The organism is Nonomuraea aurantiaca (assembly GCF_020215705.1).
In the GTDB taxonomy this organism is placed as follows: Bacteria; Actinomycetota; Actinomycetes; order Streptosporangiales; family Streptosporangiaceae; genus Nonomuraea; species Nonomuraea aurantiaca.
Map to the genome: position 1 here is coordinate 168,255 of NZ_JAIWNB010000011.1, position 23,199 is coordinate 191,453.

24 protein-coding genes are annotated in these 23,199 nt (G+C 70.3%); 8 read left to right on the top strand and 16 right to left on the bottom strand.

Annotated features, from left to right (window positions below; all coding sequences use genetic code 11):
- Positions 1–89: 89 nt before the first annotated feature.
- Positions 90–1,379 carry an FAD-dependent monooxygenase gene (locus tag LDL49_RS26105; RefSeq protein WP_225294302.1) on the bottom strand — a complete coding sequence of 430 codons (1,290 nt, stop codon included), beginning with the start codon at positions 1,377–1,379 and terminating at the stop codon, positions 90–92.
- 219 nt (positions 1,380–1,598) lie between these two features.
- On the opposite strand from LDL49_RS26105, the gene LDL49_RS26110 reads away from it, so the two are divergent.
- Positions 1,599–1,763 (top strand): hypothetical protein, encoded by a 165-nt coding sequence (locus tag LDL49_RS26110; RefSeq protein WP_225294304.1) that lies wholly within the window; start codon positions 1,599–1,601, stop codon positions 1,761–1,763.
- 238 nt (positions 1,764–2,001) lie between these two features.
- On the opposite strand, the gene LDL49_RS26115 is transcribed toward LDL49_RS26110, so the two are convergent.
- The gene (locus LDL49_RS26115) at positions 2,002–4,965 is read right to left on the bottom strand and encodes an ATP-binding protein (RefSeq protein ID WP_225294305.1); all 2,964 of its coding nucleotides are present in this window, start codon (positions 4,963–4,965) and stop codon (positions 2,002–2,004) included.
- 70 nt (positions 4,966–5,035) lie between these two features.
- Positions 5,036–6,973 (bottom strand): hypothetical protein, encoded by a 1,938-nt coding sequence (locus LDL49_RS26120; RefSeq protein WP_225294307.1) that lies wholly within the window; start codon positions 6,971–6,973, stop codon positions 5,036–5,038.
- Between the two features lie 163 nt (positions 6,974–7,136).
- Between LDL49_RS26120 and LDL49_RS26125 the strand changes: the two genes are divergently transcribed.
- The 3 genes from LDL49_RS26125 (at position 7,137) to LDL49_RS26135 (ending at position 9,387) form a co-directional block, all read left to right on the top strand.
- Entirely contained in the window at positions 7,137–7,829 is a 693-nt protein-coding gene (locus LDL49_RS26125) for a hypothetical protein (RefSeq protein ID WP_225294309.1), read from the top strand.
- Complete coding sequence (locus LDL49_RS26130; RefSeq protein WP_225294312.1) at positions 7,826–8,455, top strand: hypothetical protein; 630 nt, start codon at positions 7,826–7,828, stop codon at positions 8,453–8,455. Before LDL49_RS26125 ends, LDL49_RS26130 begins: the two co-directional genes overlap by 4 nt.
- 362 nt (positions 8,456–8,817) lie before the next feature.
- Positions 8,818–9,387, top strand: coding sequence for a hypothetical protein (locus LDL49_RS26135; RefSeq protein WP_225294314.1), 570 nt, complete (start codon positions 8,818–8,820; stop codon positions 9,385–9,387).
- A gap of 30 nt (positions 9,388–9,417) precedes the next feature.
- Here the strand turns inward: LDL49_RS26135 and LDL49_RS26140 are convergent, their stop codons facing one another.
- Positions 9,418–10,758: a hypothetical protein gene (locus LDL49_RS26140; protein ID WP_225294316.1), complete on the bottom strand. Its 1,341-nt coding sequence runs from the start codon at positions 10,756–10,758 to the stop codon at positions 9,418–9,420.
- 152 nt (positions 10,759–10,910) lie between these two features.
- Between LDL49_RS26140 and LDL49_RS26145 the strand changes: the two genes are divergently transcribed.
- Positions 10,911–11,465, top strand: a complete 555-nt coding sequence (locus LDL49_RS26145) for an XRE family transcriptional regulator (protein ID WP_225294318.1) — start codon at positions 10,911–10,913, stop codon at positions 11,463–11,465.
- Positions 11,466–11,542: 77 nt separating this feature from the next.
- Here LDL49_RS26145 and LDL49_RS26150 read toward each other — a convergent pair whose 3' ends face one another.
- From LDL49_RS26150 to LDL49_RS26195, 11 genes are all read right to left on the bottom strand, one after another.
- Positions 11,543–12,283, bottom strand: a complete 741-nt coding sequence (locus tag LDL49_RS26150; protein WP_225294320.1) for a methylated-DNA--[protein]-cysteine S-methyltransferase — start codon at positions 12,281–12,283, stop codon at positions 11,543–11,545.
- Positions 12,280–12,840 carry an RNA polymerase sigma factor gene (locus LDL49_RS26155; protein WP_225294323.1) on the bottom strand — a complete coding sequence of 187 codons (561 nt, stop codon included), beginning with the start codon at positions 12,838–12,840 and terminating at the stop codon, positions 12,280–12,282. Before LDL49_RS26155 ends, LDL49_RS26150 begins: the two co-directional genes overlap by 4 nt.
- Positions 12,841–13,056: 216 nt before the next feature.
- Positions 13,057–13,383: a DUF1416 domain-containing protein gene (locus tag LDL49_RS26160; protein WP_225294325.1), complete on the bottom strand. Its 327-nt coding sequence runs from the start codon at positions 13,381–13,383 to the stop codon at positions 13,057–13,059.
- A complete protein-coding gene (locus LDL49_RS26165) occupies positions 13,383–14,222 on the bottom strand; it encodes a sulfurtransferase (protein WP_225294326.1) in 840 nt (279 codons plus the stop codon). Before LDL49_RS26165 ends, LDL49_RS26160 begins: the two co-directional genes overlap by 1 nt.
- Positions 14,219–14,650 carry a DUF4395 domain-containing protein gene (locus tag LDL49_RS26170; RefSeq protein WP_225294328.1) on the bottom strand — a complete coding sequence of 144 codons (432 nt, stop codon included), beginning with the start codon at positions 14,648–14,650 and terminating at the stop codon, positions 14,219–14,221. Before LDL49_RS26170 ends, LDL49_RS26165 begins: the two co-directional genes overlap by 4 nt.
- Before the next feature lie 61 nt (positions 14,651–14,711).
- Positions 14,712–14,795: a putative leader peptide gene (locus LDL49_RS59290; protein WP_350668905.1), complete on the bottom strand. Its 84-nt coding sequence runs from the start codon at positions 14,793–14,795 to the stop codon at positions 14,712–14,714.
- Positions 14,796–14,827: 32 nt separating this feature from the next.
- Positions 14,828–15,271, bottom strand: a complete 444-nt coding sequence (locus tag LDL49_RS26175) for a TlpA family protein disulfide reductase (RefSeq protein WP_225294330.1) — start codon at positions 15,269–15,271, stop codon at positions 14,828–14,830.
- A gap of 28 nt (positions 15,272–15,299) precedes the next feature.
- Positions 15,300–16,103 carry an anti-sigma factor family protein gene (locus tag LDL49_RS26180; protein ID WP_225294620.1) on the bottom strand — a complete coding sequence of 268 codons (804 nt, stop codon included), beginning with the start codon at positions 16,101–16,103 and terminating at the stop codon, positions 15,300–15,302.
- A complete protein-coding gene (locus LDL49_RS26185) occupies positions 16,103–16,660 on the bottom strand; it encodes a sigma-70 family RNA polymerase sigma factor (protein WP_443689885.1) in 558 nt (185 codons plus the stop codon). The genes LDL49_RS26180 and LDL49_RS26185 overlap by 1 nt, the downstream gene beginning before the upstream one ends.
- A complete protein-coding gene (locus LDL49_RS26190; protein WP_225294332.1) occupies positions 16,653–17,318 on the bottom strand; it encodes an LmeA family phospholipid-binding protein in 666 nt (221 codons plus the stop codon). The genes LDL49_RS26185 and LDL49_RS26190 overlap by 8 nt, the downstream gene beginning before the upstream one ends.
- Before the next feature lie 71 nt (positions 17,319–17,389).
- A complete protein-coding gene (locus LDL49_RS26195; protein WP_225294624.1) occupies positions 17,390–17,641 on the bottom strand; it encodes a MoaD/ThiS family protein in 252 nt (83 codons plus the stop codon).
- 175 nt (positions 17,642–17,816) lie between these two features.
- On the opposite strand from LDL49_RS26195, the gene LDL49_RS26200 reads away from it, so the two are divergent.
- The 3 genes from LDL49_RS26200 (at position 17,817) to LDL49_RS26210 (ending at position 22,577) form a co-directional block, all read left to right on the top strand.
- A complete protein-coding gene (locus LDL49_RS26200) occupies positions 17,817–18,503 on the top strand; it encodes a response regulator transcription factor (RefSeq protein WP_225294334.1) in 687 nt (228 codons plus the stop codon).
- 250 nt (positions 18,504–18,753) lie between these two features.
- The gene (locus tag LDL49_RS26205) at positions 18,754–22,104 is read left to right on the top strand and encodes a tetratricopeptide repeat protein (protein ID WP_225294336.1); all 3,351 of its coding nucleotides are present in this window, start codon (positions 18,754–18,756) and stop codon (positions 22,102–22,104) included.
- Between the two features lie 83 nt (positions 22,105–22,187).
- On the top strand, positions 22,188–22,577 hold the full coding sequence (locus LDL49_RS26210) for a hypothetical protein (RefSeq protein WP_225294338.1): 390 nt from the start codon (positions 22,188–22,190) through the stop codon (positions 22,575–22,577).
- 128 nt (positions 22,578–22,705) lie between these two features.
- Here LDL49_RS26210 and LDL49_RS26215 read toward each other — a convergent pair whose 3' ends face one another.
- On the bottom strand, positions 22,706–23,107 hold the full coding sequence (locus LDL49_RS26215) for a glutaredoxin domain-containing protein (protein ID WP_225294340.1): 402 nt from the start codon (positions 23,105–23,107) through the stop codon (positions 22,706–22,708).
- Between the last annotated feature and the right edge of the window lie 92 nt (positions 23,108–23,199).

Sequence of the window (23,199 nt, forward strand, 5' to 3'; positions counted from 1 at the left end):
GCGCTCCAACGCGCACTACGCGGCATGAGCGGAGGCCGTCCGGCGGTGTCCCACCGAAGCGTGGTCCCTCTCGACACGTCATGTGACACCTACGGCTTGGCCGACGAGGTGATCGGCGATCCGACCGGGGCTGCGGAGTCCGGCACCCCCGCGTAGTCGGGCAGCTCGATGCCGTTGATCGCGCGCCCGACCAGCTCGGTGAACCATTCGCCGGCGAAATCGGGGAGCGGCTCGGCGTCTGGCCCGGGGACGGCGCGGCTGCGGGCGTTCAACCGGCCGATCTCCTGGTTGGCCTCGACGAACGAGCGCATCCGCGCCTCGTAGCTGGCGAACCCGGCGTCGGGATCCCATCCGGCGGCGGCCAGCTCTCCGGCCAGCAGGTAGGCGCCGACCAGCGCCAGCCCGGTGCCCTGCCCCGACATCGGCGAGGAGCTGAACGCCGCGTCCCCGAGCAGCCCCACCCGTCCACTCGACCAGCGGTCCATCACCACCTGGGCGACCTGGTCGAGGTAGAAGTCCGGGGTGTCGTCCAGGTGCGCGAGAATGTCCGGGGTCAACCAGCCCAGACCCGCCATCCGCTCACGCAGCAGGACCTTCTGGGCCGCGACGTCACGGTAGTCGACGTAGAAGTCGGCCGAGGCGAGGTAGAACATGGCCATCGCCCGGGTGGCGTCCTGGATGGGCCGCAGGAGGGCGGAGCGCCCGGACTCCTGGTCCTGGTACTCGAGCAGCCAGCGGTCCAGCCCGAACTCGTTGGGCACACTGTAGAAGGCCAGCACGTGCCCGAGATGGCGGAGGAACCGCTCATGCGGCCCGAAAACCATCGCTCGCAGCTCCGAGTGCAGCCCGTCGGCCCCGACCACCAGGTCGAAACGCCGCCGGTTGCCGCCCGCGAAGACCACGTCGACCCCGTCCGCGTCCTGGGCGAGCCCCGCGATCCGGTCGCCGAAGACGTACTCGACGCCGTCGCGGGTGTCGTCGTAGAGCACCTGGGACAGGTCCCCGCGCAGGATCTCGATGTCCGCGATGAACCCGTCGCCACCGTCGTCGTCGGCACGGAAGGTCTCCAGCACTTGCCCGTCCGCGTCCACGGTGTGCGCGCCGGCGGTGTCGGTGCACGCCGCGCGCACCGCCGCGTCCAGCCCCATGCGCCCGATGACCTCCTTGGCGACCCCGCGCGCGTCCACCGCCTGCCCGCCGGGACGCAGCTCAGGAGCCCGCTCCACCACGGTCACCTCGGCCCCCCGCCGGCGCAGCCAGTGGGCCAGCGCGGGTCCCGCGATGCTCGCCCCCGCCACCAACACCCTGGGACCGCTCACCCGCGTCCCCTGCTCGCCAGTCCGGATGGTGTGCTCCTGCTTGGAGTCGTCGACGCTCATCACTGCCTCCATGTGCTTCCTCCCGCGCTGGACGTTCCCAGCACAGGCCCACCGCTGTCGGTGTCCAGCAGTATCGACCACGGATCCGCACAAAACTCATCGACACGACCGAAATCGCGTCCACGCTCCGCAAACACCCTGAACTCGGCATGTGCGTGCGACGGGCATGGTCATGATCGCCTCGGTCTTGCCCGCAGACTTGCGCAGTTCCTTCAGGTGGTGACCGGCGACGTAGGCATCCAACTGCGCATCGGCAGCAGCCTGACGCTGCGGTTCGGCCAGTTCGGGGTACAACCGGTGCGCTTCCGCCTTGCGCCAATCGCGTCAGAGGATCATCACTTGCCTTTCTCCTTCATCGACTTCGCGGTGCGGCACTCGGCATAGCGCACCTTGGCCAAAGGGGGTCACCCTGTGAGACGCACCCATGGCCTGGCCGTGGCGGAGCGTGGGAGCGCGAGGGCCTGCCCTCGCATAGGAGGGGCCGAAGGCCCCGGGGAGCACGCCGAGCCCCATCGGCGCGAAGCGCCTGATCGGCGAGCCCTTGCAGTGCGCGACGAGCACCAAAGGAAGAACGCCGAGCCGCCAAATGCGCGAAGCGCCGACTGCAAGCCATTTGTAAAGCTCAGCCCGGCTCGGCGAAGGAGAGCTCCGGGGCGCCGTCCCGGTCGAACGGCAGCACGAACCGGCGCGGCCAAGACAAGACACCCTCCAACCACCCGGCCCCCATCGTCTGCCCCACGTGCCGCAACCGCGATGACGGGTCGACGCCGATCGCGACCGTGGTGATGTCGCGCTGTACGCCCTCGCTCTCGTCGTCGCCCAGGATGACCCGCCAGGCCAGCGCCCTGTTGTGGTCGACCTCCATCGACAGCGGGTGGTGTCGCAGTGCCTTGGCGCGGTGGCCGAGCAGCTCCGACTGCAGGAGTTCGGCCGAGCTGCCGTTGGGCGCGTTGCGGAACAGGGCGTACTCCATCGGTGGCGCCGGGCTGCGGAGGTTCGGGGCCGGCTGGCCGTACGGGAAGAGTCTGTCGACCTCGTGCAGCCAGCGCACCTGCGGGATGACCCACGAGGCGCCGGGGCGCTCGCCGCCGCTGTCCACGGCGGCCAGGAGCCGGGTGGCCGTCTCGGCGGCCTTCTCGGTGAGCAGGGCCGGGTCGAACCAGCTGCGCAGCGACCAGGCCCGGCGCTGCACCGAGCGTTCGATCAGGGTGGCCAGCAGGCACTCGCGGCGCCTGGCCGGCAGTTCGGACCAGGCGGCCGTCAGTGCGCGAGGTACGCCGGGCAGGGGCCGGTTGCTCACGAAGGCCAGGACGACCGTGTCGCACCAGATGCGCAGCCAGGCCCAGTCGGGGGCGTCGGCGAGGACGTCGGCCTCGCGGAGTTCGACCAGGGTGCACGCTTGGCCGGTGCGGCACTGGCTGCCGCAGGCCGCCGATCTTCGGCCCCGGATCGGCGGGGCGGGGCTGGCCAGCAGCTTCTCGCGGGACTCGCCGAGCGGCACCCGGACGCGCAGCGGGCGGTCCATCCCGTCGGCGAACACCGCGGCGGATCCCGGTTGCAGGGAGACGACGTGGCGGGACTGTTCCTCGCTGAGGTTCATGGCCCCGCCGACGAGTTGCCGGTCGTCCTCGGCGGGGAGCCGGTGGACGACCTTCAGCGCGGTGTTCTTGACCACGTCGGTGACGAGCTTGGTGGGGATCTGCTCGGCCACCACGATGCCCTCGCCGTACGCCCGGATCTCGGCGAGCATGCCGGCCAGCAGTTCGACCGCGTGGGTGGAGGCGCGGCCGGTGCCGCGGTCGCGCAGCAGCCGGTGGGCCTCCTCGATGACGATGACGTGGCGCAGGCCGGTGGACTTCTCCTGCCGGGCCCGCATCCGCAGGTGCTCGACGATGCGGATGATCAGCGTGCCCATCAGGAACGCCTTGTCCTCGTCGTTGGCCACGTCCTCGATCGCCAGCACCACGTTGCGCTCCAGCAGGCCGCCGATGTCGGCCGGGTGGCCGCCCTCGAAGAAGCGGCCGGCCGAGCCGACGCGGAGCGAGCGCAGCCGCAGCGAGATGAAGCCCTCCACGTCGGCCTGGACCTCGCGGCCGTAGCCGATCTCCCTGATCACGTCCATGGCGTGCTGCTGGAGCAGTTCGAGGGTCGGCACGCTGGGCGGCACCTTGGAGCCCGGTACGGCGCCGCCGGTGACCACGTCCCAGCCGGTGGCCTCGTAGACGCGCTGCAGGGCCAGCGACATGATCTGCGGGAACGGCTCCTCGGCGTCGAAGGCCGCCATGAACAGCGCCCTGACCATGTCGATGTGGGCCTGGACGGGGTAGCCGGGCTCGGGTTCCAGCGGGTTGATGCTGAACGGCACGCCCGCGGGGGCCGACGGGTTGATCACGGTGACGGTGCCGGGCTCGATGCGGCCGGCCATGGCGGCGTACTCGGACTTGGCGGGTTCGATCGCCAGCCACGGGATGCCGGCCCGGCTGAGCTGCTCCAGCAGGTGCCTGACCGTCTGCGACTTGCCCGAGCCGGTGGCCCCGGTGACGAAGGCGTGCCTGTTGAGCGTGCTCAGCGGCACCCGGAACGAGCCGACGCACCGGTCCTGTCCGTCGAGGATCTCCCCCAGGTCCAGCTCGCCCTCCTCGGCCTCGGAGGTCACGTCGAAGAACCCGGAGTCGAGCACCCGTACGCCCGGCACCTCGCGCCTGGGCAGCCCGGCCAGCGCCGCGAGGGCCCCGGCGGTCGCGGCGAAGGGCGCGGCAGCGCCGTCGGCGGGGTCCTGCATCGTCAGGGCGAGCGCCTCCGACAGGCCGTAGACGGCGCCCTGGGCGCTGCGCAGCCGGTAGGGGTGGTGGCTCATCTCGACGGAGCCGACCAGGACCGGCGCGATCTGCCGGAGCTCCTCGGCCGTGGCGCCGCCGGCGAGCACGCGGACGTTCCAGAGCCCGGCCTCGCGGAAGGCGTCGAGCTCCTGCATGCGGCGTTCGGCCCGCTCGGCGTCGAACCTGCTGCGCTCGGAGGCGTCGCCGTACTGCCTGAGCACGTTGAGCTGCGTACGCAGGTGCGCGACCTCGGCGTCGAGCAGGTCGGTCGGCTCGGCCACCACCAGCCACGCGAACGGCCTCGACATGAGCGTGACCAGCGTCGCCTCGAACAGCGTCGGCCGCTTCAGCTCGTCGGGTTCGAGCCCGCCGAACTCGCGCCGGCCGCCCAGCGGCGGCGCCTGCCGTCCCGGGCACGGCGTCCACACCAGGTCGGCGAGGTCGGCCAGGTACTCCTCGTCGAGCTGCACCCCGCGCGCCCCGCCGGGGAACAGCAGCGGCTGCGGCCCGGCCGGCGCCCCCGGCGCGTCGGTGGCCCGGCGCGGCTGGCGCGGCGGCGACAGCGGCCCGGCGTTGGTGATGAGCTCGAGCGGCGCCCCGGAGCCGCGGGAGAGCCACCCGATGACGAACGGCCGGTCACGTTGGGCGGCGGACAGCACGGCGGGCAGCACGGTGACGAAGTCCCACTCCGCCGACGAGCTTCGCGAGGGTGCCGCGATCGACTGGATTCGGTACCAGGGCCCGCTCAGCGAGACACTCGACTGCATTTCATTCCCCCACAGACGGTTGCTAGTAAAATCCGCCTACCGTCAGCGCGCCACGTTGACATTGACCATGTCATTGCCTGTCCTTGCGCCAGTCCAGGCGTGGCGGCGGCGGGCCGAGGTTCGGCGGCGGCTCTCCGTCGCCGTCCCCGCCCTTGCCGTCGATCGCGAGTACGGCCTCGCGGACGTCGTCCAGCTCGCCGAGCGTGGTCTTGGGAAATGTGAGGATGGCCGGGTTCGCGTCGGCCAGGCGGACCCGGCGGCCCTGCGGGGTCGCGTCGGTGACGATCACGGACGTGGTGGGCAGCTGCTGGAGCTGGTGCGGCTCGACGAGGAACTCGCGCGAGCGCTGCAGCACCCGCTCCTTCTCAGCGATCTTGTCGGCCGTCCTGCCCCACTCCGTCGACTCGACGAGGTCCTCCGCGAGGTCCGTACGGTTGTCGTCACGCTCCTCCGTGGCGTCCTCGACCTGGGAGATCGTGGAGGTGTAGCCGCCGTCGAGGCGGGGGATCGAGTCGCTGATCGTCTCGGTGAGCTGGGCCAGCTCCAGCCGGTGCTCGGTGCCGACGTGCTCGCTGGCCACCCTGGCGTCCTCGGCGTTGCCGAGGCGCATGAACGCCACCGCCGCGTGCCCCCTGCCGAGCCGCTCCCGCACGGTCGGGGTCAGGCTCCGGTACGTCAGCACCAGGCCGGTCCTGGACGTCTCACAGGCGTCCATGAGCCGGTCCAGCACGTCCCCGCGGAGCTTGTCGGCCCCCGCCACGATGATCGTGTGATACCAGGGCCGGTCGGCGGCGGGCGACTGGCGCAGGATGTGCGTGAGCGCGGTGGCCACGTAGGTGCCGAGCACCCGGTTGCCGAACACGCCGGCCTGCCGGTCCATGCTCACCACCCGCAACCTGGCCGGCGGCAGCCGTACGGCCTCCGTGCCGAGCGTCTCCAGCTTGCGCAGCTGGGACTCCAGTGCCCAGGCCCGCTCGATCACCACGCGGTCGCTGACACCCCGCCCGAACAGCGTGCCGATCCGTTCGAGCTGCGTCGCCGTGATCAGTCCGAACCTCAGGTCGTCGCGCGGGTCGCCGACCTGGGCGAGTGCCCGCAGCGCGGCGGTGACCTGGTTGATCGTGGCGTTCTCGCCGAGCACCTCCAGCACCCGCTCCAGGATCGCGTTGTCGAAGCTGAGGTCGCGCGTGGTGCGGTGCTCCTCGCTCACGCTGACCACGTGGGCGAGCACGTCGGCGAACGCCTCGGGCTTCAGCGTCGCGCCCAGGTCCAGCCGGGGCAGGTCCGTCGGCAGCACCCAGACCAGCGGGTCGTCGCCGCCCCGGCGGGCCAGCTCGATCAGGTCCTTGGCGATCGCGCCCTCGGACAGGTCGAGCACGGTGAGATGGCCGCCGCTGTAGAGGCGGGTGGCGCCGAGCAGGGTAATCAGCGCCGACCAGCCGGGCAGCGTGCCGCCCGCCACGTCGATGCGGTCGATCTCGTCGGGGACGGCCACCGCGTACCAGGTGAGCTGGCGGTCGTGGCGTTCCTTGACCTCCTGCCACTCGCGGTAGCGCTGGGCGTGCTCCTCCTGCGCGCGGAACAGCTCTTTGTCACGTTCCCGTCGCTGCCGGTCGTCGCGGGCCTGCTGCTCGCTCACCCGATAGCGGACCGCCCGGTCACCCTGTACGAGCGCGTAGCTGCAGATGATCGCCACGCCCCCGGCCGCGACCAGGCCGAGCAGCGCGAACGACCACTGCAGATAACCGGCGACGGCCAGCCCGAGTATCAGCACGGTGAGGATGACCATGAACACCCTGAACACCCGTACGGGCCGGTTGAGCAGGTCTTGCTGGAAGCGTTCGCGGCGCAGCAGCTCCTGGTCGGCCTCCGCCGAGGCGGCCTCGTCCTCACCGGGTGAGGGGCGCTTGGGCGGCGGTCCCGGATCGGGGTGCAGCAGGATGTACTGCCAGCCCAGGTAGATGCGGTCCGCCTGGAGCTGCGCATGCTCGGGATGCACGTCCGCCACGTGACCCTCCGGCCGCGATATGTCGTTAGTGGGGGCTGACCCTCCGCTCCGTGACAGCGTATGAGCTAGACCCCCTGCTGCGGCAGGGTTCTCGGCAATTAGACCAGCCAGATGGGAGGCTAGCGGCAGATGGGGCAGGCGTGACCTATTACCATCCTTACCCATGACGGAACCCTCCGGCGGCAGCAACAAGCCCAAACGCCCGGTAGTGGTGCCCGCCGCGGCCCTGGTGACAGTCACCGCCCTCGGCATCACCGCCCTGCTCGGCGGTTTCGCCGAGGTTCCCGATCCGGCGCCCCCTCAATACGGGGAGGGGGCGGTGCTCGATCAGGGGCAGTTCAGTACGCAGTTCGTGACGGCCAAGGTGGCCACGCAGAAGGCCAAGGCCGACTGGGAAACCGACAAGCGCTTCGTGGAGCTGACCTTCAAGGTGACGAACCAGGGCAAGGCCACGGCCATGGTCGGCCTTCCGCCGGACAAGCCGGAGCGCGCGATCTCGTTGACGAGCTTCGCCGGGTCGCTGGTCAAGGTGACCCCGCAGATCCAGACGAAGGGCGTGCCGTCGGTCTACAGCCTGTCGAAGAACGCGCAGAGCGGCCAGCTTCAGCCGGGCGTCCCGACCACGGTCATCCTCCGCTACGACCTGGACGGCGCGGCCAAGCCGCCGCAGAAGGTGACGCTGGACGTGGCGGGCTTCGCCTACGAGCCGGGCTTCAACGACCCGTCCTTCCACTGGAACCTGATCTCCGAAGAGACCGACCCAGAAGGGCCCGGCTCAAAAGTGCCCGGCAACGGACGGAGTCCCGTCGTCCAGGCCCAGGTGACGCTCCCCGTGCACGGCGCGGAGGCGGCATGACCGCCACCGCGTCCCGCCGCCCGCCCGGCCGCCGCTCCCGCGCCCGCCGACAGGGTGGCTCGCGCGTACTCGGCGCCCTCGTCGGCCTGGTGCTGCTGGGCGGCGCCGTCGGCCTGCAGACCCGCAACCTGACTCCGAACGAGATGGACGCGCCCATCACCACCGTCGGTGTGAAGGGCCAGGAGGTGAACGCGGGCAGGTTCGCGGTCCGCGTCAACTCGGTCACCGTGGCGCGGGCCGTGCAGGGCGCGAGCGGGAAGGTGGAGACCGAGCAGCTCTTCCTGATCGTCCAGGCGTCCGCGACCTCCGCCACCAAGCCCATGCACCTGGGCACCCCCGCGCTGCTGACCCCGGACGGCGTCACCTACGACGCCACGGACAAGATCGAGCCGGCCGAGACGCTGGCCAACCCCTGGATACAGCCGGGCTTCTGGGTCAGCGGCAACTTCGTCTTCGAGATCCCCGATTCGGCGCTCGAAGGCGCGCGGGTCGTGTTCAAGCTGCCCGGGTCGGCACTGGTCGAGCCGTTCGAGCCGGAGGCCGAGGTCGATCTGGGCATCGACGGCCCGGCGGCGGCCCGGCTCAAGTCCGCGCCCAGCGACGTCTACATCCTGAAGAAGAGCTGATGAGCACAGACGACCGCGGCTGGTTCTCCCCTCCGGCCGGCCAGAACGCGGACCAGCCCCAGCCCCAGCCTCCGTCCCAGCCACAACCTCGCCCTCAGGGGAGGCCACGGCCGCGGCGGCGACGTCCGACCGCGACGCCGCGGGTGATCCCGCCGGACCGGCAGGTGTGGCCGCCCAAGCGGGCGGAACCCTCGGTGGAGAGCTCCACCCAGCCGATCCCGGCCATCCCCAGCGCCGGCCCGCTTCCCCGGCCATCCGTCCCGCCCCTCCCCGCCGTCCGGCCCGTGGAACAGCCCTCTCCCGTGGAACCGGCCCCTCCTGGGGGGCCGGGGGTTCCGGTCGCCGCCGAGGGACCGGTCGCTGTGACTCCACCGCCGCGCCGACGCCGGCCCGTGCTGACGGCGCTCGGCGCCGTGGTCGCGCTGGTCGTGGCGGTCGGGGCGACGACGTACGACCGCTATCACGTCTATCTGGTCAGATCTGGGCAAATCCCGCCGAAGCAGGAGCAGGTCGTACCGGCGGGGCAATCCGTCACGGTCAAGCACGTCAGCTGGAAGTCCACGATGGAGACCGTGCCGCAGGTCCCCGGCAACAAGCCCCAGCCGGGGTCGGCCTACGTCAAGATCGACATCACCCGGTCGGCCGTGGACGCGGACGGAGCGGTCAAGACGGCCAAGCCCAAGGAGCTGTTCGTGACGGATCGGCAGGGCCGTACCTGGGTGGCCCTGGTCGGCGACGACACGACACCGGCCGAGAAGATGGAGATCGGCGAGCCGTACCGGCTGACGGCCTACGCCCGGGTGCCGGCCGCGCAGGCGGCCGAGGTCGAGCTGCTGCTCACGCCGAGCAACTACCGCTCGGACATCCCCACGGCCCAGCTCATGACCGCGAAGACGGAACCGGACCTGGACGTACTGCGCTTCAAGCGCTGACGCTCCTCCAACCGGCTGGGTGCCGGCGCGTCAGGCGTTGACGCCCATCCGGCCACCTCGTACGGCGGGCGATTCAGGCGCTTCGGGGGCCGGTGCCATCCGGCGCCCCCGCGTGGCCGCGATGTCGAACGCGGCGGCCAGCAGGGCCATGGTCAGGACCGTGACGAGCAGGTTCTTGACGAAGTCGACCGGGGCGCCCACGAGCATCCAGAGCCACTCCACCTTCGACCCGATCAGCGTCCGCACGCCGCGCATCGCGTACTCCGCGCCGACGTGCAGCGACACGTAGCACAGGCACATCATCCCGAACAGCGCCACGCCGCCCGTCAGCGTCTGCCTGAAGGAGTTGGCCAGGGGGACCCAGCGCTCCTGGAAGCCGCCGGTGATCCTCTCGACCGACTTCTGCGTGATCGAGTGGGTCGAGTAGAGCTTGTCGATCCCCTTCTCGAAGCGCGTGTCGCGGAGCATCGTGCGGGCGTCGTCCGCGTACGTGCCGAAGACGAGCACCGCCACCGTCAGCCAGGTGAGCGGGATGAAGACACCGTCCACGATGTACGGCCAGATTTCACCGACCGCTCCCCAGAACGCCTCCCAGCCGGGGATGCTCTGCTCGGCCTGGGTCACCAGCTCGCCCGAGGCGGACACGGCCAGGCGGTGCGAGACCCAGTCGGAGCGCGCGTTGGCCAGCACGAAGGTGGCGTTCAGGCCGAAGAACACGAAGGCGAACTCGGACAGGGCGGTGCCCAGACCCGAGATCTTCCCGTCGCCCCGCTCCACCATCTTGCTGAACAGCGCGCGCAGCAGGAACGCCACGGCCATCAGGCCGAACGAGATCCGCCAGTCGAGGTCGATGAGCCCCCGCCCGACCGTGCTGCTCCTGCCGAGGAAGCTGTCGCTGAAGAAGTCGTCGATGTTGTGCAGGAAGTCCGTCTGTACGAAGTCCCGGGCGTCCTCGACATGGAACCCCCAGGTCAGGTAGATGACCGCGAAGGCGGGGGCGACGCGGTTCATGGAGACCCAGTAGCGCTCGTCCTCCTCGCCCGTCGCCCGCCGGGCGCGGATCTCCCAGAGCGCGCCGCGTACCGACCACAGCATGCCCGCGGTGATCGTCATCGACGCCATGACGATGAGCGTCAGCACCGCGATGGTGGCGACCAGGCGGAGCTGCCGGGCGTCTCCATGAGAGATCTCCGTGCCGAGGTAGAGCAGCCCGAAGCGCACCGCCTGACCGGCCGAGAACCAGGCGATCAGCGGTAGCGCGCACTTCCCGGCGATGCGCAGCGCGTGCAAGGGCAGTGAGAACGGCGACGGCATCGGTCCCGGTGCGGACACGGGCCGGGACGGGGCCATCACTCCTGACATCGCGGACACCCACCGGATCCTACCGATATGTCGAGACATGCGACTACCAGGCAAGATGATCGCCACGCATTCAGGGCGATCCAGAAAGGATCATTGCGAGATACCCACAACAGACCAGGGCGCCCGGCGCAATCCGGCAAGATGTGGGGGAACATGGCGACATGGAGGCACGGCCCGCGCTGGACACAGATCCGGTCATCGTCGGGCAACGAGTGCGGCTGCTACGCCAGGCGGTGGGCGTGTCGCTGTCCGAGCTGGCCAGGCGCGCCGGCATCGACCAGGCCACGCTGTCCGAGGTGGAGGCCGGCCTGCTCAAGCCGACGGCGGAGATGCTCTGGGCCATCACCGCTCAGCTCGGCGTGCCGATCGGCGCGATACTCGACACACCGCCATCACCGCAGCTCGTGCGCGGCACGGCGATCGAGGCCGCGCTGCTGGAGGTGTTCGAGGACGAGCGGGTGACCTATGAGCTCTATCGGCTGCGCATCCCGCCCGGTATCACCCAGACCTCCGTCGCGCATCTCGACGGGGTGACCGAGCACCTCACGGTCTACGCCGGCACGCTGATCGCGGGGCCGATGGACGCGCCGCTGACGGCCGGCCCCGGTCACCACATCTGGTGGCGCTCGGACGTCCCGCACGGCTACCGCGCGGTCCCGCCGGACGAGGTCAGAGCCTCGCTGGTGATGCGCTACCCGACGAACACCCGTACCTGACGGACGCCCAGGACAGGCGCCCAGGGCAGGCCCTCAGAACGGGCCCTCAGGACAGAGGGCGCTCAGGACAGGGCCGCTCAGGCGGCCAGGGCGGGCCTGCAGGTGCGGCAGGGCCGGTAACCGGCCTCCTGGGCCTGCGCCAGGCTGCGGAAGCCGTGCCGGTGCGCTGCGGTGATGCGCCGGGCGTTGTGACAGGTCGGGAAGCACACCACACCGGTGGTGTCGCTGGCCAGGTAGAACACCCGCGCCCGCGCCAGCCGCCGCACCGCGTCCAGATCCACGCCCTCGGCCACCAGCAGCCGCTCCTTGGCCGCCGCCCCGAACACGTAGTCGCCCGCCACCCCGTCGGACCTGGTCACCCGGTGGCACGGGACGAGCAGCGGCACCGGGTTCGCGCCCAGCGCCGCGCCCACCGCGCGTACCGCCTTGGGCCGGCCGACCTGAGCCGCGATCCAGGCGTAGGGCCGTACCTCCCCTCTGGGGATCGTCCGGGCGGCCAGCAGGACGTCGCGCTGGAAGTCGCTCAGCCCCCGCAGGTCGAGCGCGACCCCCGAGGAACGTCCGGTACGCAGCGCGGGCAGCAGCCCGGCGGGCGGCCGGTCGGCGGGCAGCAGCGGACGTCCGGCACGCGCCCTGAAGGCGGCGGCGAAGCCCTCGCCCCGATGAACGTAGGCGATGCCCTGGCCGGTGAACGCGACGGACAGCTCCCCGAGCGGGCTCGGCGCCGTCAACCAGCGCGCGGCGATCCGCTCGAGCAGCCCGTCGGGCGCGTCCGTGGCGAGTGCCGCGAGCCCGGCGAGCAGCGGGTCCTGGGTCATTGGACACCTCCAAGTGTGCGCAGTCGCCGCAGGCCCCGCGACACATGCGACTTGACTGTGCCCTGCGGAATCCTGAGGACCGTGGCGATCTCATGGACCGGCAGATCGACGACATGCCTGAGCACCACGGCCACCCGCTGATCCTCCGGCAGCATGCTGAGCATTTCGGCGAGTTTGTCACCGGTCTCGTGCCGCACCGCAGCGTCCTCGACGCTCTCCCGTGGATCAACGGTATCGACCGGCTCCTCGTGCAGATCGGGGGGCGGCTTCCGGGACTTGGTACGGGCGCAGTTGCGCCAGATGTTCAGCAGGATCGTCAGGAGCCAGGCCCGAGGCTGCAGGGCGGCGATCCGTTCCCGCTCGTAGCCGGCGACGGCACGGTAGGCGCGCAGGAACGTCTCAGCGGTGAGGTCCTCGGCATCGGCCCATCGCCCGCTCAGCCGCAGCGCGGTCGAGAAGACCACGCCGCGATAGGCGCCGAACAGCTCGGCGAACCCTCCGTCGAGGTCGTCGAGCAGCGCCTTTCGCACCGGGTCGAGACAGTCGATGTCACTCACACCAGGTACAACACCACCGGACCTGATTCCGTTGCACCCTTGACCGGCCATGGTCTCACCGTCTCGTCACGGCGCCCGGCCCCGTGCGGGGTCAGCGGCCGTATTCCTGGAGGCCCCCCGCCCCGTGCGGCGGGTGGCGGCCTGCCGGGCTTGCCGTAACAGAAAAAGGCCCACGTCCGAGATCAGACGCAGGCCTTCTTCCAGATATTTCGTGGGTCAGACGGCGACGGCCAGCTGAGCCACTTCGCCCAGCTTCGCCTGGACCTTGACGTCACGCGTGACGCCGCCGCCGGCGATGATGCGCACCGTCCAGTCGCCAGGTGCGGCGAAGAAGCGGAACACGCCCTCGTCGGACACGACGACCTCGCCGGTGAACTCGCCGGAGTGGTCGAGCAGCCGCGCGTAGGCGGTGCCGGCGCCCGTCACGACGCCCTGGATCACGGACTGGGTGGACAGGTCGATCCCCGCGGGCAGCGCGATCGTCTGCTCCGGAGCTCCGCACCCCGGTGCGGTCTGTACGTTCTGAGCAGTCTGAGTGGTCATCAGCGGGCCTCCCCCAACTCGATCGGCACGCCCACGAGCGAGCCGTATTCGGTCCACGAACCGTCGTAGTTCTTCACGTTCGCCTGGTCGAGCAGCTCGTGCAGCACGAACCAGGTGTGCGCGGAACGCTCGCCGATGCGGCAGTAGGCGATCGTGTCCTTGTCGAAGTTGACCCCCGCCTCGCTGTAGAGCGTGCGCAGGTCTTCGTCGGTCTTGAACGTGCCGTCGTCGTTGGCCGCCTTGGACCACGGGATGCTGCGAGCGGTGGGCACGTGGCCCGCGCGCTGCGCCTGCTCCTGCGGCAGGTGGGCCGGGGCGAGCAGCTTGCCGGTGAACTCGTCGGGAGAGCGGACGTCGACCAGGTTGAGCTTGCCGATCGCGGCGACCACGTCGTCGCGGAAGGCGCGGATGGACGTGTCCTGCTCCTGGGCCACGTAGGAGGTCTTGGCGCGCTGCGGCACGTCCTTGACCAGCTCGCGCGAGTCGAGCTCCCACTTCTTACGCCCGCCGTCGAGCAGCTTGACGTTGTCGTGGCCGTAGAGCTTGAAGTACCAGTAGGCGTAGGCGGCGAACCAGTTGTTGTTTCCGCCATAGAGCACGATGGTGTCGTCGTTGGAGATGCCGCGCTCGGACAGCAGTGTCTCGAAGCCGGTCTTGTCCACGAAGTCACGGCGGACCGGGTCCTGAAGGTCCTTCTGCCAATCGACCTTCACGGCGCCACGGATGTGGCCCTTGTCATAGGCGCTGGCGTCTTCGTCAACCTCGACGAGAACGACGCCGGGGGTGTCGAGGTTGGCCTCGACCCATTCGGCATCCACCAGGACGGCGGAGCGGCTCATTGGGGAACCTCCAATTTGGCGGCGGGCAGTAGTCGGCGAATCAGCAGGTACGTTTCGCAGCCGAGGCAGAATCCGAAGGCTGCGTTGAGGAAGGCGGCGAGGAGTGCCGCGGCCGTGGCCACGAGGGCGAGCGGCGTGATCCCGGCGAGATATCCGACCAGACCCACGACCGCGAAGCCGAGCCCGACTCCCTGCGCGAAGCGGGGTGGGCGGGCGTCCTCCGTCTCCCTCGGAGCGCTCTTGACGAGCGCCTTGAAGAGCACCGCGTAAGGCGAGCGACCTGCCGCGCCGAGTGCGAACACCAGCGCCTGGGCGGCCAGCAGCACTTGGGCAGCCGTCGGCCAGGCGCTCCCCGTCACCAGGACGAGGGCGAGGATCGCAGTCGTGATGGCCGCGCTGAAACGCAACGCTCTAGGGTCGGCACGCATCGAAGGATGCTCCTGAAGGGGGTCGGATTGGGGCGGATCGGAAGTCCGCGCGAGACCGTCCTCAGGCAGCGCGACAGAGCGCGGTGGCTACGCGGCAGAAATCAACCGCGCGCCGCTTCGTCAGCAGCTCTGTCGATGGGTTCATGGCAAGGACACTACTCGCCGTCTCGGCATCTGTCACATCTCGTCCGCGTTCTGAGATGAAATGTGGGACACTGCCCCCGCCAAGGCGGCGAGTACGTCCGCTTTGCGCGGCTGGCCAGCCGCCTTTTTCACGATATTTCCGGCGCTGTCGAGGATCAGGACCGTCGGCGTCCGCATGATGTCGAGCCGCCGGACGAGATCAAGACGCGACTCGGCGTCGATCTCGACATGCGCCACACCGGGCACGAGCCCGCTGACGTCGGCCAGCACCCGCCGGGTCGCCCGGCACGGCTGGCAGAAGGCGGTCGAGAACTGCACGAGCGTCGCCCGCTCCCCCAGGTCGGCACCCAGGTCGGCGGTGGCCAGGCGGTCGTCCGCCCGAGCCGTGTCGCGAACCTTGCCGTCGCGGCGCAGTCGTACCACCCCGATCACCGAGCCGAGCGCCAGCGTCGCCAGCGCCACCCACAGTCCTGTCATCCCCCGGTCCAACCTCGGACGGGACGCATTACTTCCCCTTCGGGACCGGAATCTTGACGAGCACCTTGCCGCCCGAGTCGACGACCTCGAACCTGGCGATGTCGTTCATCTGGATCCGGGTCTGGCGCGGGAAGACGGCCTTGTTCTCGTAGGTCTCCCGGCTGACCTTCCAGCTCGCGGTGGAGTCGAACGCGCCGTTCTTGGCGAACACCACCAGCCGGCACGTCGTACCGAGCGGCAGGCCACTGACCCGCACCGACAGTTTCGTCACGTCGCCGCCCGGGAAGGCCGTCACGCTCGCGTGATAGCCCTTGGCCGCGTTCTCGCCGGGGAACTCGCGGCCGGGCGCCGTCTGACTCGCCGAGGGCCGCGGAGTCGGCCGCCCATCGGACTTCTTGAGCCGCGCGTCATCCGGCGCGCTGTCCTGCGCGGCGTACGGCGCGACCGCCTTGGACTCGACCTCCCCGGAGGTGGCGGCGGGCTTGGCGGCGGACTGCATGGAGGCCGGCTGCTGGGCGCCCATCCACACCGTGACGCCGACCGCCATCACCGCGACGGAGGCGGCCACGGCCAGCAGCGCGCGCCCTCTCCGGTGGCGCCGGGCACGGGCGTTCAGCAGCCGGTCGAGCACCTGGCGCGGGGGGCTGGACACCAGCTCGACGTCGCGCTCCGACACCTTGCCGAGGAAGGACGCGACGCCCTCCAGGTCGAGCAGCTCGGCACCGCACACCTCGCAGGTCGCCAGGTGGGTGTCGATCTCCATCGCCTCGTCGGGCTCCAGCGCCCCGAGCGCGTGCGCACCCAGTGCCAGCCGTACCTCCTCACACGTCATCACGGCGCCAGCCCTCGCTCCTCGAGCGCGAGCCGGAGCGCGCGCAGCGCGTAGTAGGTGCGTGACTTGACCGTGCCCGGCGGGATGCCCAGCGTGGCCGACGCCTCCTTCACCGATCTCCCCCGGTAGTAGACCTCCATCAGCACCTCACGGTGCTCGGGCCGCAGCGCGGCCAGCGCCTCGGCCACGGCCCATGACTCGACCGCCCGCTCCAGCTCGTCGTCCGCGGGCAGCACGGCGAGCGCCTCGTCGCCGGTCTCCGGCGGGCGCGCCTTGCGGGCGCGGTGCTGGTCCACGACGAGATTACGGGCGACGGTGAACAGCCAGGCACGTATCGGGCGGCCGGTGAGGGCGTCAGGATGCCGCCAAGCCCGCAGCAGCGTTTCCTGCACGATGTCCTCCGCTCGTCCCGAATCGCCCGTGAGTCGCAGTACGTATCCGTAGAGTGGCCCAGCGTGCTCGTCGAAGAGGGTCCTGACCAGTTCCTCGTCGGCGGTGTCGGCTGCAGTCACACCCTCATCACGTACGGCGGGGCTGACCGGTTCGATGTCATCCACGAAGCGGCACGTCAGACGCTTCGGCCGCGAACTCCAATCCGTCGGCCACGCTCCTCACTCCGGTCACCTTCACATCGAACGGGAGCTTCCCCTTGAACGGGATCGTGTAGGTCACGAACTTCGCGAGCGCGTCGGGCACACCTTGGATCTTCTCCGCCTGGAGCTTGATGCCGCCGTCGGCCACCTGGACGCGCATCTCCGCGTTGAACTTCACCTTGTTCACCCCTACCGTCACCTCACCCGACGCGACGAGCCGCTGGCCGTTCCCGGAGATCTTGACGCCCTGCGGTGCGTACTTGTCGATCGTCGCCCTGGTCAGAGTGCCGCGGACGGTCAGGCGCCCGGCCCGGACGTTGGCTCTGTTCTGGAGCACGTCGGCCAGCGGGGCGGTCACGTCGTAGGCGACGCCCTGCAGGTCCTTCACCGGAACTCCCCCGTAGGTGAGAGTGCCGAGATTGAACCGTACCTCCGGATACCGGCCGGAGACTGCCTGTGTGAGAAATGGGATGCCCTCAATGGTCACCGTCGGCTGGCTGTCGAGGTCGGCCGCGGCGGCGATCCTGTTGGCGAGATCACGCTGCACTCCGGTGACCGCCACCCGGTCGACGACAGCAAGGAGAACGACCAGCACGATCAGGAAAACGATCAGTTTGCGCATCGGACATCCTGTCTCACGGGGGATCTTGAGCTTATCGACTGGAATGCCTCATTCCCTGGCCGCGCGCTCGATCACCCCCCGGCGAAGGGCGGCAGCACCTCGACCGTCGCCCCGTCGCCGAGGATCACCTCCTCGTGGGCCCGCTTGCCCACCGGCGAGCCGTCGACCAGGAAGGAGGAACGGCTGACCACGCGGGCCAGTTCGGCACGATTTTGTGTGATTTTTGTCATGAGTTCGTCAAGTGTGGCCGCTTCGAACGACTCCTCGGCGACTCCGGCCGCCTCTTTCGCAGCGGCCCAATAACGTACCTTTCCCGTGGCCATGGCCACCTCACATTCTTCCCGGCTCCATTGTGCGACCGTGTTAACGTCGGTGTTCCAGGGTTTGCGCTGTTCATCTGGTGGACGCGCAATGGACGCGACGTTCGCGTGAGATATCCTCGCCTACAGGACCTGGGCGATGAAGCCCCCGGGTCCTTGTGTGTTTGAGGAGGCCGATATGAGCAACCTGCTCCTGCTGACCAACGCTCTTGAGCCATCGGCCGAGGTGCTACCGGCCCTGGGATTGCTGCTCCACTCGGTCCGCGTCTCGCCCGCCGAGGCGTCCGCGCTGATCGACACGCCGCCCGCCGACGCCGTTCTGGTCGACGCCCGAAAGGAGTTGGTGCAGGCCAAAAGCCTGTGCCGGCTGATCCGCACGACGGGCATCGACTGCCCGCTGCTGGTGATCGTCACCGAGGGCGGGCTGGCGGCCATGACCGCCGAGTGGGGGGTCGACGACGTGCTGCTCGAGAGCGCGGGGCCGGCCGAGGTGGAGGCGCGGCTGCGGATGGCCGTCGGCCGTACGACTCAGGCTGAGGATGTTCCGGACGAGATCCGTAGTGGCGATCTGTCCATCGATGAGGCGACATATACGGCGCGGCTGCGGGGGCGGGTGCTCGATCTGACGTTCAAGGAGTTCGAGCTGCTGAAATACCTCGCCCAGCATCCGGGCCGCGTGTTCACCCGCGCCCAGCTGCTGCAGGAGGTGTGGGGCTACGACTACTTCGGGGGCACCCGGACCGTCGACGTGCACGTCCGGCGGCTGCGCGCGAAGCTGGGCACCGAGTACGAGTCACTGATCGGCACGGTCCGCAACGTGGGCTACCGCTTCGTCCCCGACCGCACCGAGCCGGCCCACGTCTGATCCCGCACCGTTGACATGTGAAGTTGACATGTGACGCCCTCAGGGTTCCACTGATGTGACAGGACGGCTCTCCGCCGTCGTGTCGCTGTCATGCCGTGTGGGCTTTTTCGGTCGTGGACACCGCCGTCCCGAGAGGGGTGGTGTCGGGGTGGGGATCTTCCGGTCGCTGGTCGAAGAAGGTGCGCGGCCCCGAATTTTTCGGCGTAACGAGAGTATTTGTTCGGCATTTCGGCCGAGCAACCGGGTATTTGTGATCGATTATGGCTATGCGCGGGAGTATTTAGCGGGCGGCGAGCGCGACGGCATTCACGATCTGCGGGCCGGCGGCGATCTGGTCGGGGAATTGGCGTTCTGGAGTCCGGGCGAACGGGTCCGGATCGACGCGCTGACCGAGGTGCGCGCCTGGTCCATCGACGTACGGACATTGCGGGAGCACGCGGCGGCCAATACGGCTGTGGCCATGGCGCTGGTGCAAGAGTTGTTCGCCAGGGACGTCGCCGCTCGCCGGCATGAGGCGCTGGCCCGGGCGCCCGTCGCGGCGCGGCTGGCCGTGTGGCTGCTGCACCTGGACGAGCGCTACGGGCTGGCCGGCGAGTCGGCGCCGCCCCTGTCCATGGAGACGCTGGCCGATCTGGTGGGCAGCGCGCACGACGTGGTGCAGCGGCAGCTCACCCGGTGGGTTCGGCAGGGATGGCTGGTCCGTCCCGGTTATCGGCGGCTGCGGATCGCCGACGCGGCGGCGTTGCGGGGCGTCGCCGGGGCCTGGGAGCACTTGTCCACTCCCTGGGAGGGGCGGGTCACGCCGTTCCTGACCCGGCCGGGTGCGCCGGCCGAGCCGTTGCCCGCCGGGGAGGTGCCCAGGCCCGCTCAGCTGCCCGCCGACGTGTCCGACTTCACCGGGCGGCAGCAGAGCCTCGATCTGCTCACCTCGTGGCTGGACCGGCCGCGCCGCCCGAACACCATGGTCGTGCAGGGGCTTCCCGGCGTGGGCAAGACCGCGCTCGTGACACGCTGGGCGCACCAGCAGGCGGCCCGGTTCCCCGACGGGCAGATCGTGATCGACCTGCGCGGGCAGTCCCCCAGCCAGCCCCCCATGAACCCGGCCGAGGCGCTCGGCCAGATCCTGCGCTCGCTCGGCGTCGGCGAGCACATGCCCGCCGTCGACGAGGCCGAGCTCATGCTGCTCTATCGCAGCCGGCTCGCGGGGCGGAAGCTGCTGCTCATCCTGGACAACGCCGCCGACCCGGCCCAGGTGCGGGCGCTGCTGCCCGGCAGCAAGGACTGCGTGGTGCTGGTGACCAGCAGGACCAGGATGGCGCCGCTGCGCGCGACCGGGCACGCCGATCTGATGGACCTGTCCGTCCTCGACCCGGGCAACGCCGTCGCGCTGCTGGTCGCGGTGCTCGGCGAGGAGTCGCCACGGGCCGCCGACCGCGACGCGCTGGCGGAGCTGGCCAGGGTCTGCTCCTACCACCCGTTCGCGCTGCGCATCTCGGCGGCCAAGCTCGCCGAGGACCCCGGGCTGAGCGTCGAGTCGCGCGTACACGAGCTGCGCGGGCCCGACCAGCGGCAGCCGCTGTCCGGCGATCCGGAGGACGCCTTCCGGTCCGCGCTCGACCTGGCCTACGAGTCGCTGTCCCCGCCGCAGCGGCGCGCGTTCCGGCACGTCGGGCTGCTGCCCGGCCGGGACTTCACGCCCGAGGTGCTGGCCGCCGCGCTGGGCGGCTCCGTCAGCGAGGCGGTGATCGCGGTCGAGGGGCTGCACCGGGCGTACCTGGTCGAGCCGATGGCCGAGACGCGCTATCGCGTGCACGACCTGGTCAAGCGGCTGGCCAGGGAGCTGGGCAGGCACGCGGAGGCAGGCGTGCGCGAGGCCAGGGTCCGGCTGCTCGACCACTACCTGGGCATGGCCACCGATCCGGCCACGCCGCGCGCGTGGTTCGAGGCCGAGCGGCGTTCGCTGGTCTCGGTCGTACGGCTGGCGGAGGAAACCGGCGCGCACCACGCCGCCTGGCGGCTGGCCGATGCGGTGTTCGAGCCGTTCAGGCGGCTGCGCTACTACCAGAACGACCTGGAGATCCAGCAGATCGGGCTCGACTCGGCGGCCCGGATCGGCGACCGGCGGGCGATCGCGCTGATGCGCAGCCATCTCGGCTCGATCTACCGCGACATCGGCCCCTCCACGCAGGCCGCCCGCTACATCGGCGAGGCGCTGTCCGACTTCACCTCGCTCGGCGACCGCGAGGGCCGGGCCCGCGCCCTGAACGACCTGGCCGAGGTACACGGCATCGCCGGCAACAGCGACGGCGCGCTCAAGTGCGCGGGCGAAGCTCTGGAGCTCTACCAGGAGATCGGCGACCTGGCCGGGGTCGCCGACTGCCTGCACTCGCTGTCGCGGCTGCACCTGTCCCAGGAACGGCACGAGCTCGCCCTGCACCACGCCGGGCAGGCGCTGGAGGTACGCGAGCAGCTCGGCGACCTGCACGGCACCGCGCAGAGCCTGATCATCCTGGCCCGCGTACAGCACCACCTGGGCGAGCCGAACGCGGCCCTGTCGGAGGGGCTGGAGGCGCTGGCGATCTGCCACGACCTGGGAGACGAGCACAGCGAGGCCGAGACGCTGCTCTGCCTGGCCGACATCTACGACTCGCTCCGGCTGCCGCACGACGCGCAGCGCGACGCCGAGCGGGCCCTGGCCGGGTACACGGCCACCGGCGACCAGCACGGCTGCGGCCGGGCCCTGTGCACGCTGGGGCGCATCGCGCGCAACGGCTCCCGTTACGACGAGGCCCTCGAACACTACGAGCAGGCGCTGGCCGTACAGCGCGAGCTCCATCACGAGCAGGGGCGGGCGGAGACGCTCGGCGACATCGGGCTGGTGCACTGGCGGCTGGCCGACTACCTGCGCGCCGACGACTACCTCAACCAGGCGCTCGCGATCAGCCGGGAGATCCACGACCTGCCCGTCGAGGCCCGGATGCTCAACCGGCTGGCGCGGGTACGGCGCCGCCAGGGGTTGCCGCAGGTGGCGTTCGTCCACGCGCTGGAGGCGCTGGACCTCGTCCAGGGCATGGGCAACCGCCGGGCCGAGGCGGACGTCCAGGAGACGCTGGCCTACACGTACCTGTCGCTCGACCGGCACCAGGACGCGCTGCGCGCCGCCAAGGCGTCGCTGGCGATCAGGGAGGAGCTGCGCGACAACAAGGCCAGCTCGCTGCTGTCGATCGCGCAGGCCATGCACGTCGCGGGCAAGACGGCCGCCGCGCTCGGGTACGCCAGGGAGACGGTCGAGCTGCAGAACGAGAGCGGCACCCGGGACCGCTGGGCGGCGGCGCTCACCACGCTGGCCATGATCCTGCTGGACCTGGACCGGCCCGCGGAGGCGCTGACGTTCGCGTCACAGGCCAGGGACGTGCATCTCACCTCCGGCACCCGGCGCGACCTGGGCTGCGCGCTGCGGGCCATCGGCCTGATCGCCCACCGGGTCGGGGACCGTACGGAAGCCGTGGCCAACCTGAGGGAGGCGGTACGCATCCTGGAAGAGGTGGGCGACGTCTTCGAACTCAAGAAGGCCACCGCAGAACTCCGCCAAATATCGTAAATTTCGCCACCCGAGGTCGCAGATCTTGACCGGCCACCTGCCGTTAGCTGGTGCTACCAGCTACTCCAACGGAGGTGAACCGGATGCTCAGAAACCAGCCGCGTCGTGACCTGCGCTGGCTCAGTCGGGACCTGCACTGGCTCAAGCGACAGGGACGCAAGGACCGGCGGATCACGCTCTCCGTGCTCACCGGAGTGCTCGCCGCCTGGATCCGCCAACTCTCCCCCACCGACCCGATGCCCGGCCCGGGCCCCCTGCTGGCCATCTCCCTGGGCCTGGTGACCGCGTCGGGGGCGGCCTGGCTGGTGGCGGCGGGCTTCCTCGCCATCACAGCCCGGCCGCGTCGGGAGCCGGCCGAGGTGCTGCGGTGGGTGTCGCACATCACGCGGGCCAAGGAGTGGGCGTTCTGCTCGCTCAGCGCTTATGTGGCGTGGCACCTGCTGCAGTTCGTCACCGCACTGCTGGTGAGGTAACCGCCGGGGCCTTGGGGTGGGGAGTGGGCGTCGGTGCGGTTCGGGGGCGCGCGCCGGCACCCACTCCAGGGAGCGCAGCGTGACGTGCAGGGAGTCCGCGCCGTGCGCCCAGTGCCCGGGTCCGGCCGTCAGCCGCGGTCGCCGGGCCCGGGCAGCAGGTGCGGGACCTCGATCTTGACCGCCTCCAGAAGCTGCTGCTTCGACGGGTTCACTATTGCCTTTCCCGCCACCGTCACGGTCGGCACGGTCTCGTTCCCGTCCGCCACCGAGCGGACGAACGCCGCCGCCTCAGGGTCTCGCCAGATGTTCACCTCGGCGTGCCGCAACCGCGTGAAGCGCAGACGCGTCCGCAGCCTCATGCAGTACTTGCAGCCCGGCCGCCAGTAGAGGACCACGCCCGTACGATCCGCCAGCGCGTGCGACGTCGCCCGATCGCGGCGGGGCAGGTTCGCGATGATCATCCACGCCGCATAGAGGATGAGAAAAGAGATCGCGATCACGGAGAGCGCGCTGGAGACCGCCGAGGACATATGGGAAGTATCTCAAGGCCCCCTGAGTCCGACGACGACAGTGGCGGGCGGGATGCTGACAGAGATCTGGCAGTACGGACCGGCATGGTCGC

Bases quoted from the DNA above. Each gene is read 5' to 3' on its own strand.
- LDL49_RS26105 (WP_225294302.1), bottom strand. From the start codon at position 1,379: ATGAGCGTCGACGACTCCAAGCAGGAGCACACCATCCGGACTGGCGAG.
- LDL49_RS26115 (WP_225294305.1), bottom strand. From the start codon at position 4,965: ATGCAGTCGAGTGTCTCGCTGAGCGGGCCCTGGTACCGAATCCAGTCG.
- LDL49_RS26125 (WP_225294309.1), top strand. From the start codon at position 7,137: ATGACGGAACCCTCCGGCGGCAGCAACAAGCCCAAACGCCCGGTAGTG.
- LDL49_RS26130 (WP_225294312.1), top strand. From the start codon at position 7,826: ATGACCGCCACCGCGTCCCGCCGCCCGCCCGGCCGCCGCTCCCGCGCC.
- LDL49_RS26145 (WP_225294318.1), top strand. From the start codon at position 10,911: ATGGAGGCACGGCCCGCGCTGGACACAGATCCGGTCATCGTCGGGCAA.
- LDL49_RS26150 (WP_225294320.1), bottom strand. From the start codon at position 12,283: ATGACCCAGGACCCGCTGCTCGCCGGGCTCGCGGCACTCGCCACGGAC.
- LDL49_RS26160 (WP_225294325.1), bottom strand. From the start codon at position 13,383: ATGACCACTCAGACTGCTCAGAACGTACAGACCGCACCGGGGTGCGGA.
- LDL49_RS26165 (WP_225294326.1), bottom strand. From the start codon at position 14,222: ATGAGCCGCTCCGCCGTCCTGGTGGATGCCGAATGGGTCGAGGCCAAC.
- LDL49_RS26170 (WP_225294328.1), bottom strand. From the start codon at position 14,650: ATGCGTGCCGACCCTAGAGCGTTGCGTTTCAGCGCGGCCATCACGACT.
- LDL49_RS59290 (WP_350668905.1), bottom strand. From the start codon at position 14,795: ATGAACCCATCGACAGAGCTGCTGACGAAGCGGCGCGCGGTTGATTTC.
- LDL49_RS26175 (WP_225294330.1), bottom strand. From the start codon at position 15,271: ATGACAGGACTGTGGGTGGCGCTGGCGACGCTGGCGCTCGGCTCGGTG.
- LDL49_RS26180 (WP_225294620.1), bottom strand. From the start codon at position 16,103: ATGACGTGTGAGGAGGTACGGCTGGCACTGGGTGCGCACGCGCTCGGG.
- LDL49_RS26190 (WP_225294332.1), bottom strand. From the start codon at position 17,318: ATGCGCAAACTGATCGTTTTCCTGATCGTGCTGGTCGTTCTCCTTGCT.
- LDL49_RS26195 (WP_225294624.1), bottom strand. From the start codon at position 17,641: ATGGCCACGGGAAAGGTACGTTATTGGGCCGCTGCGAAAGAGGCGGCC.
- LDL49_RS26200 (WP_225294334.1), top strand. From the start codon at position 17,817: ATGAGCAACCTGCTCCTGCTGACCAACGCTCTTGAGCCATCGGCCGAG.
- LDL49_RS26210 (WP_225294338.1), top strand. From the start codon at position 22,188: ATGCTCAGAAACCAGCCGCGTCGTGACCTGCGCTGGCTCAGTCGGGAC.
- LDL49_RS26215 (WP_225294340.1), bottom strand. From the start codon at position 23,107: ATGTCCTCGGCGGTCTCCAGCGCGCTCTCCGTGATCGCGATCTCTTTT.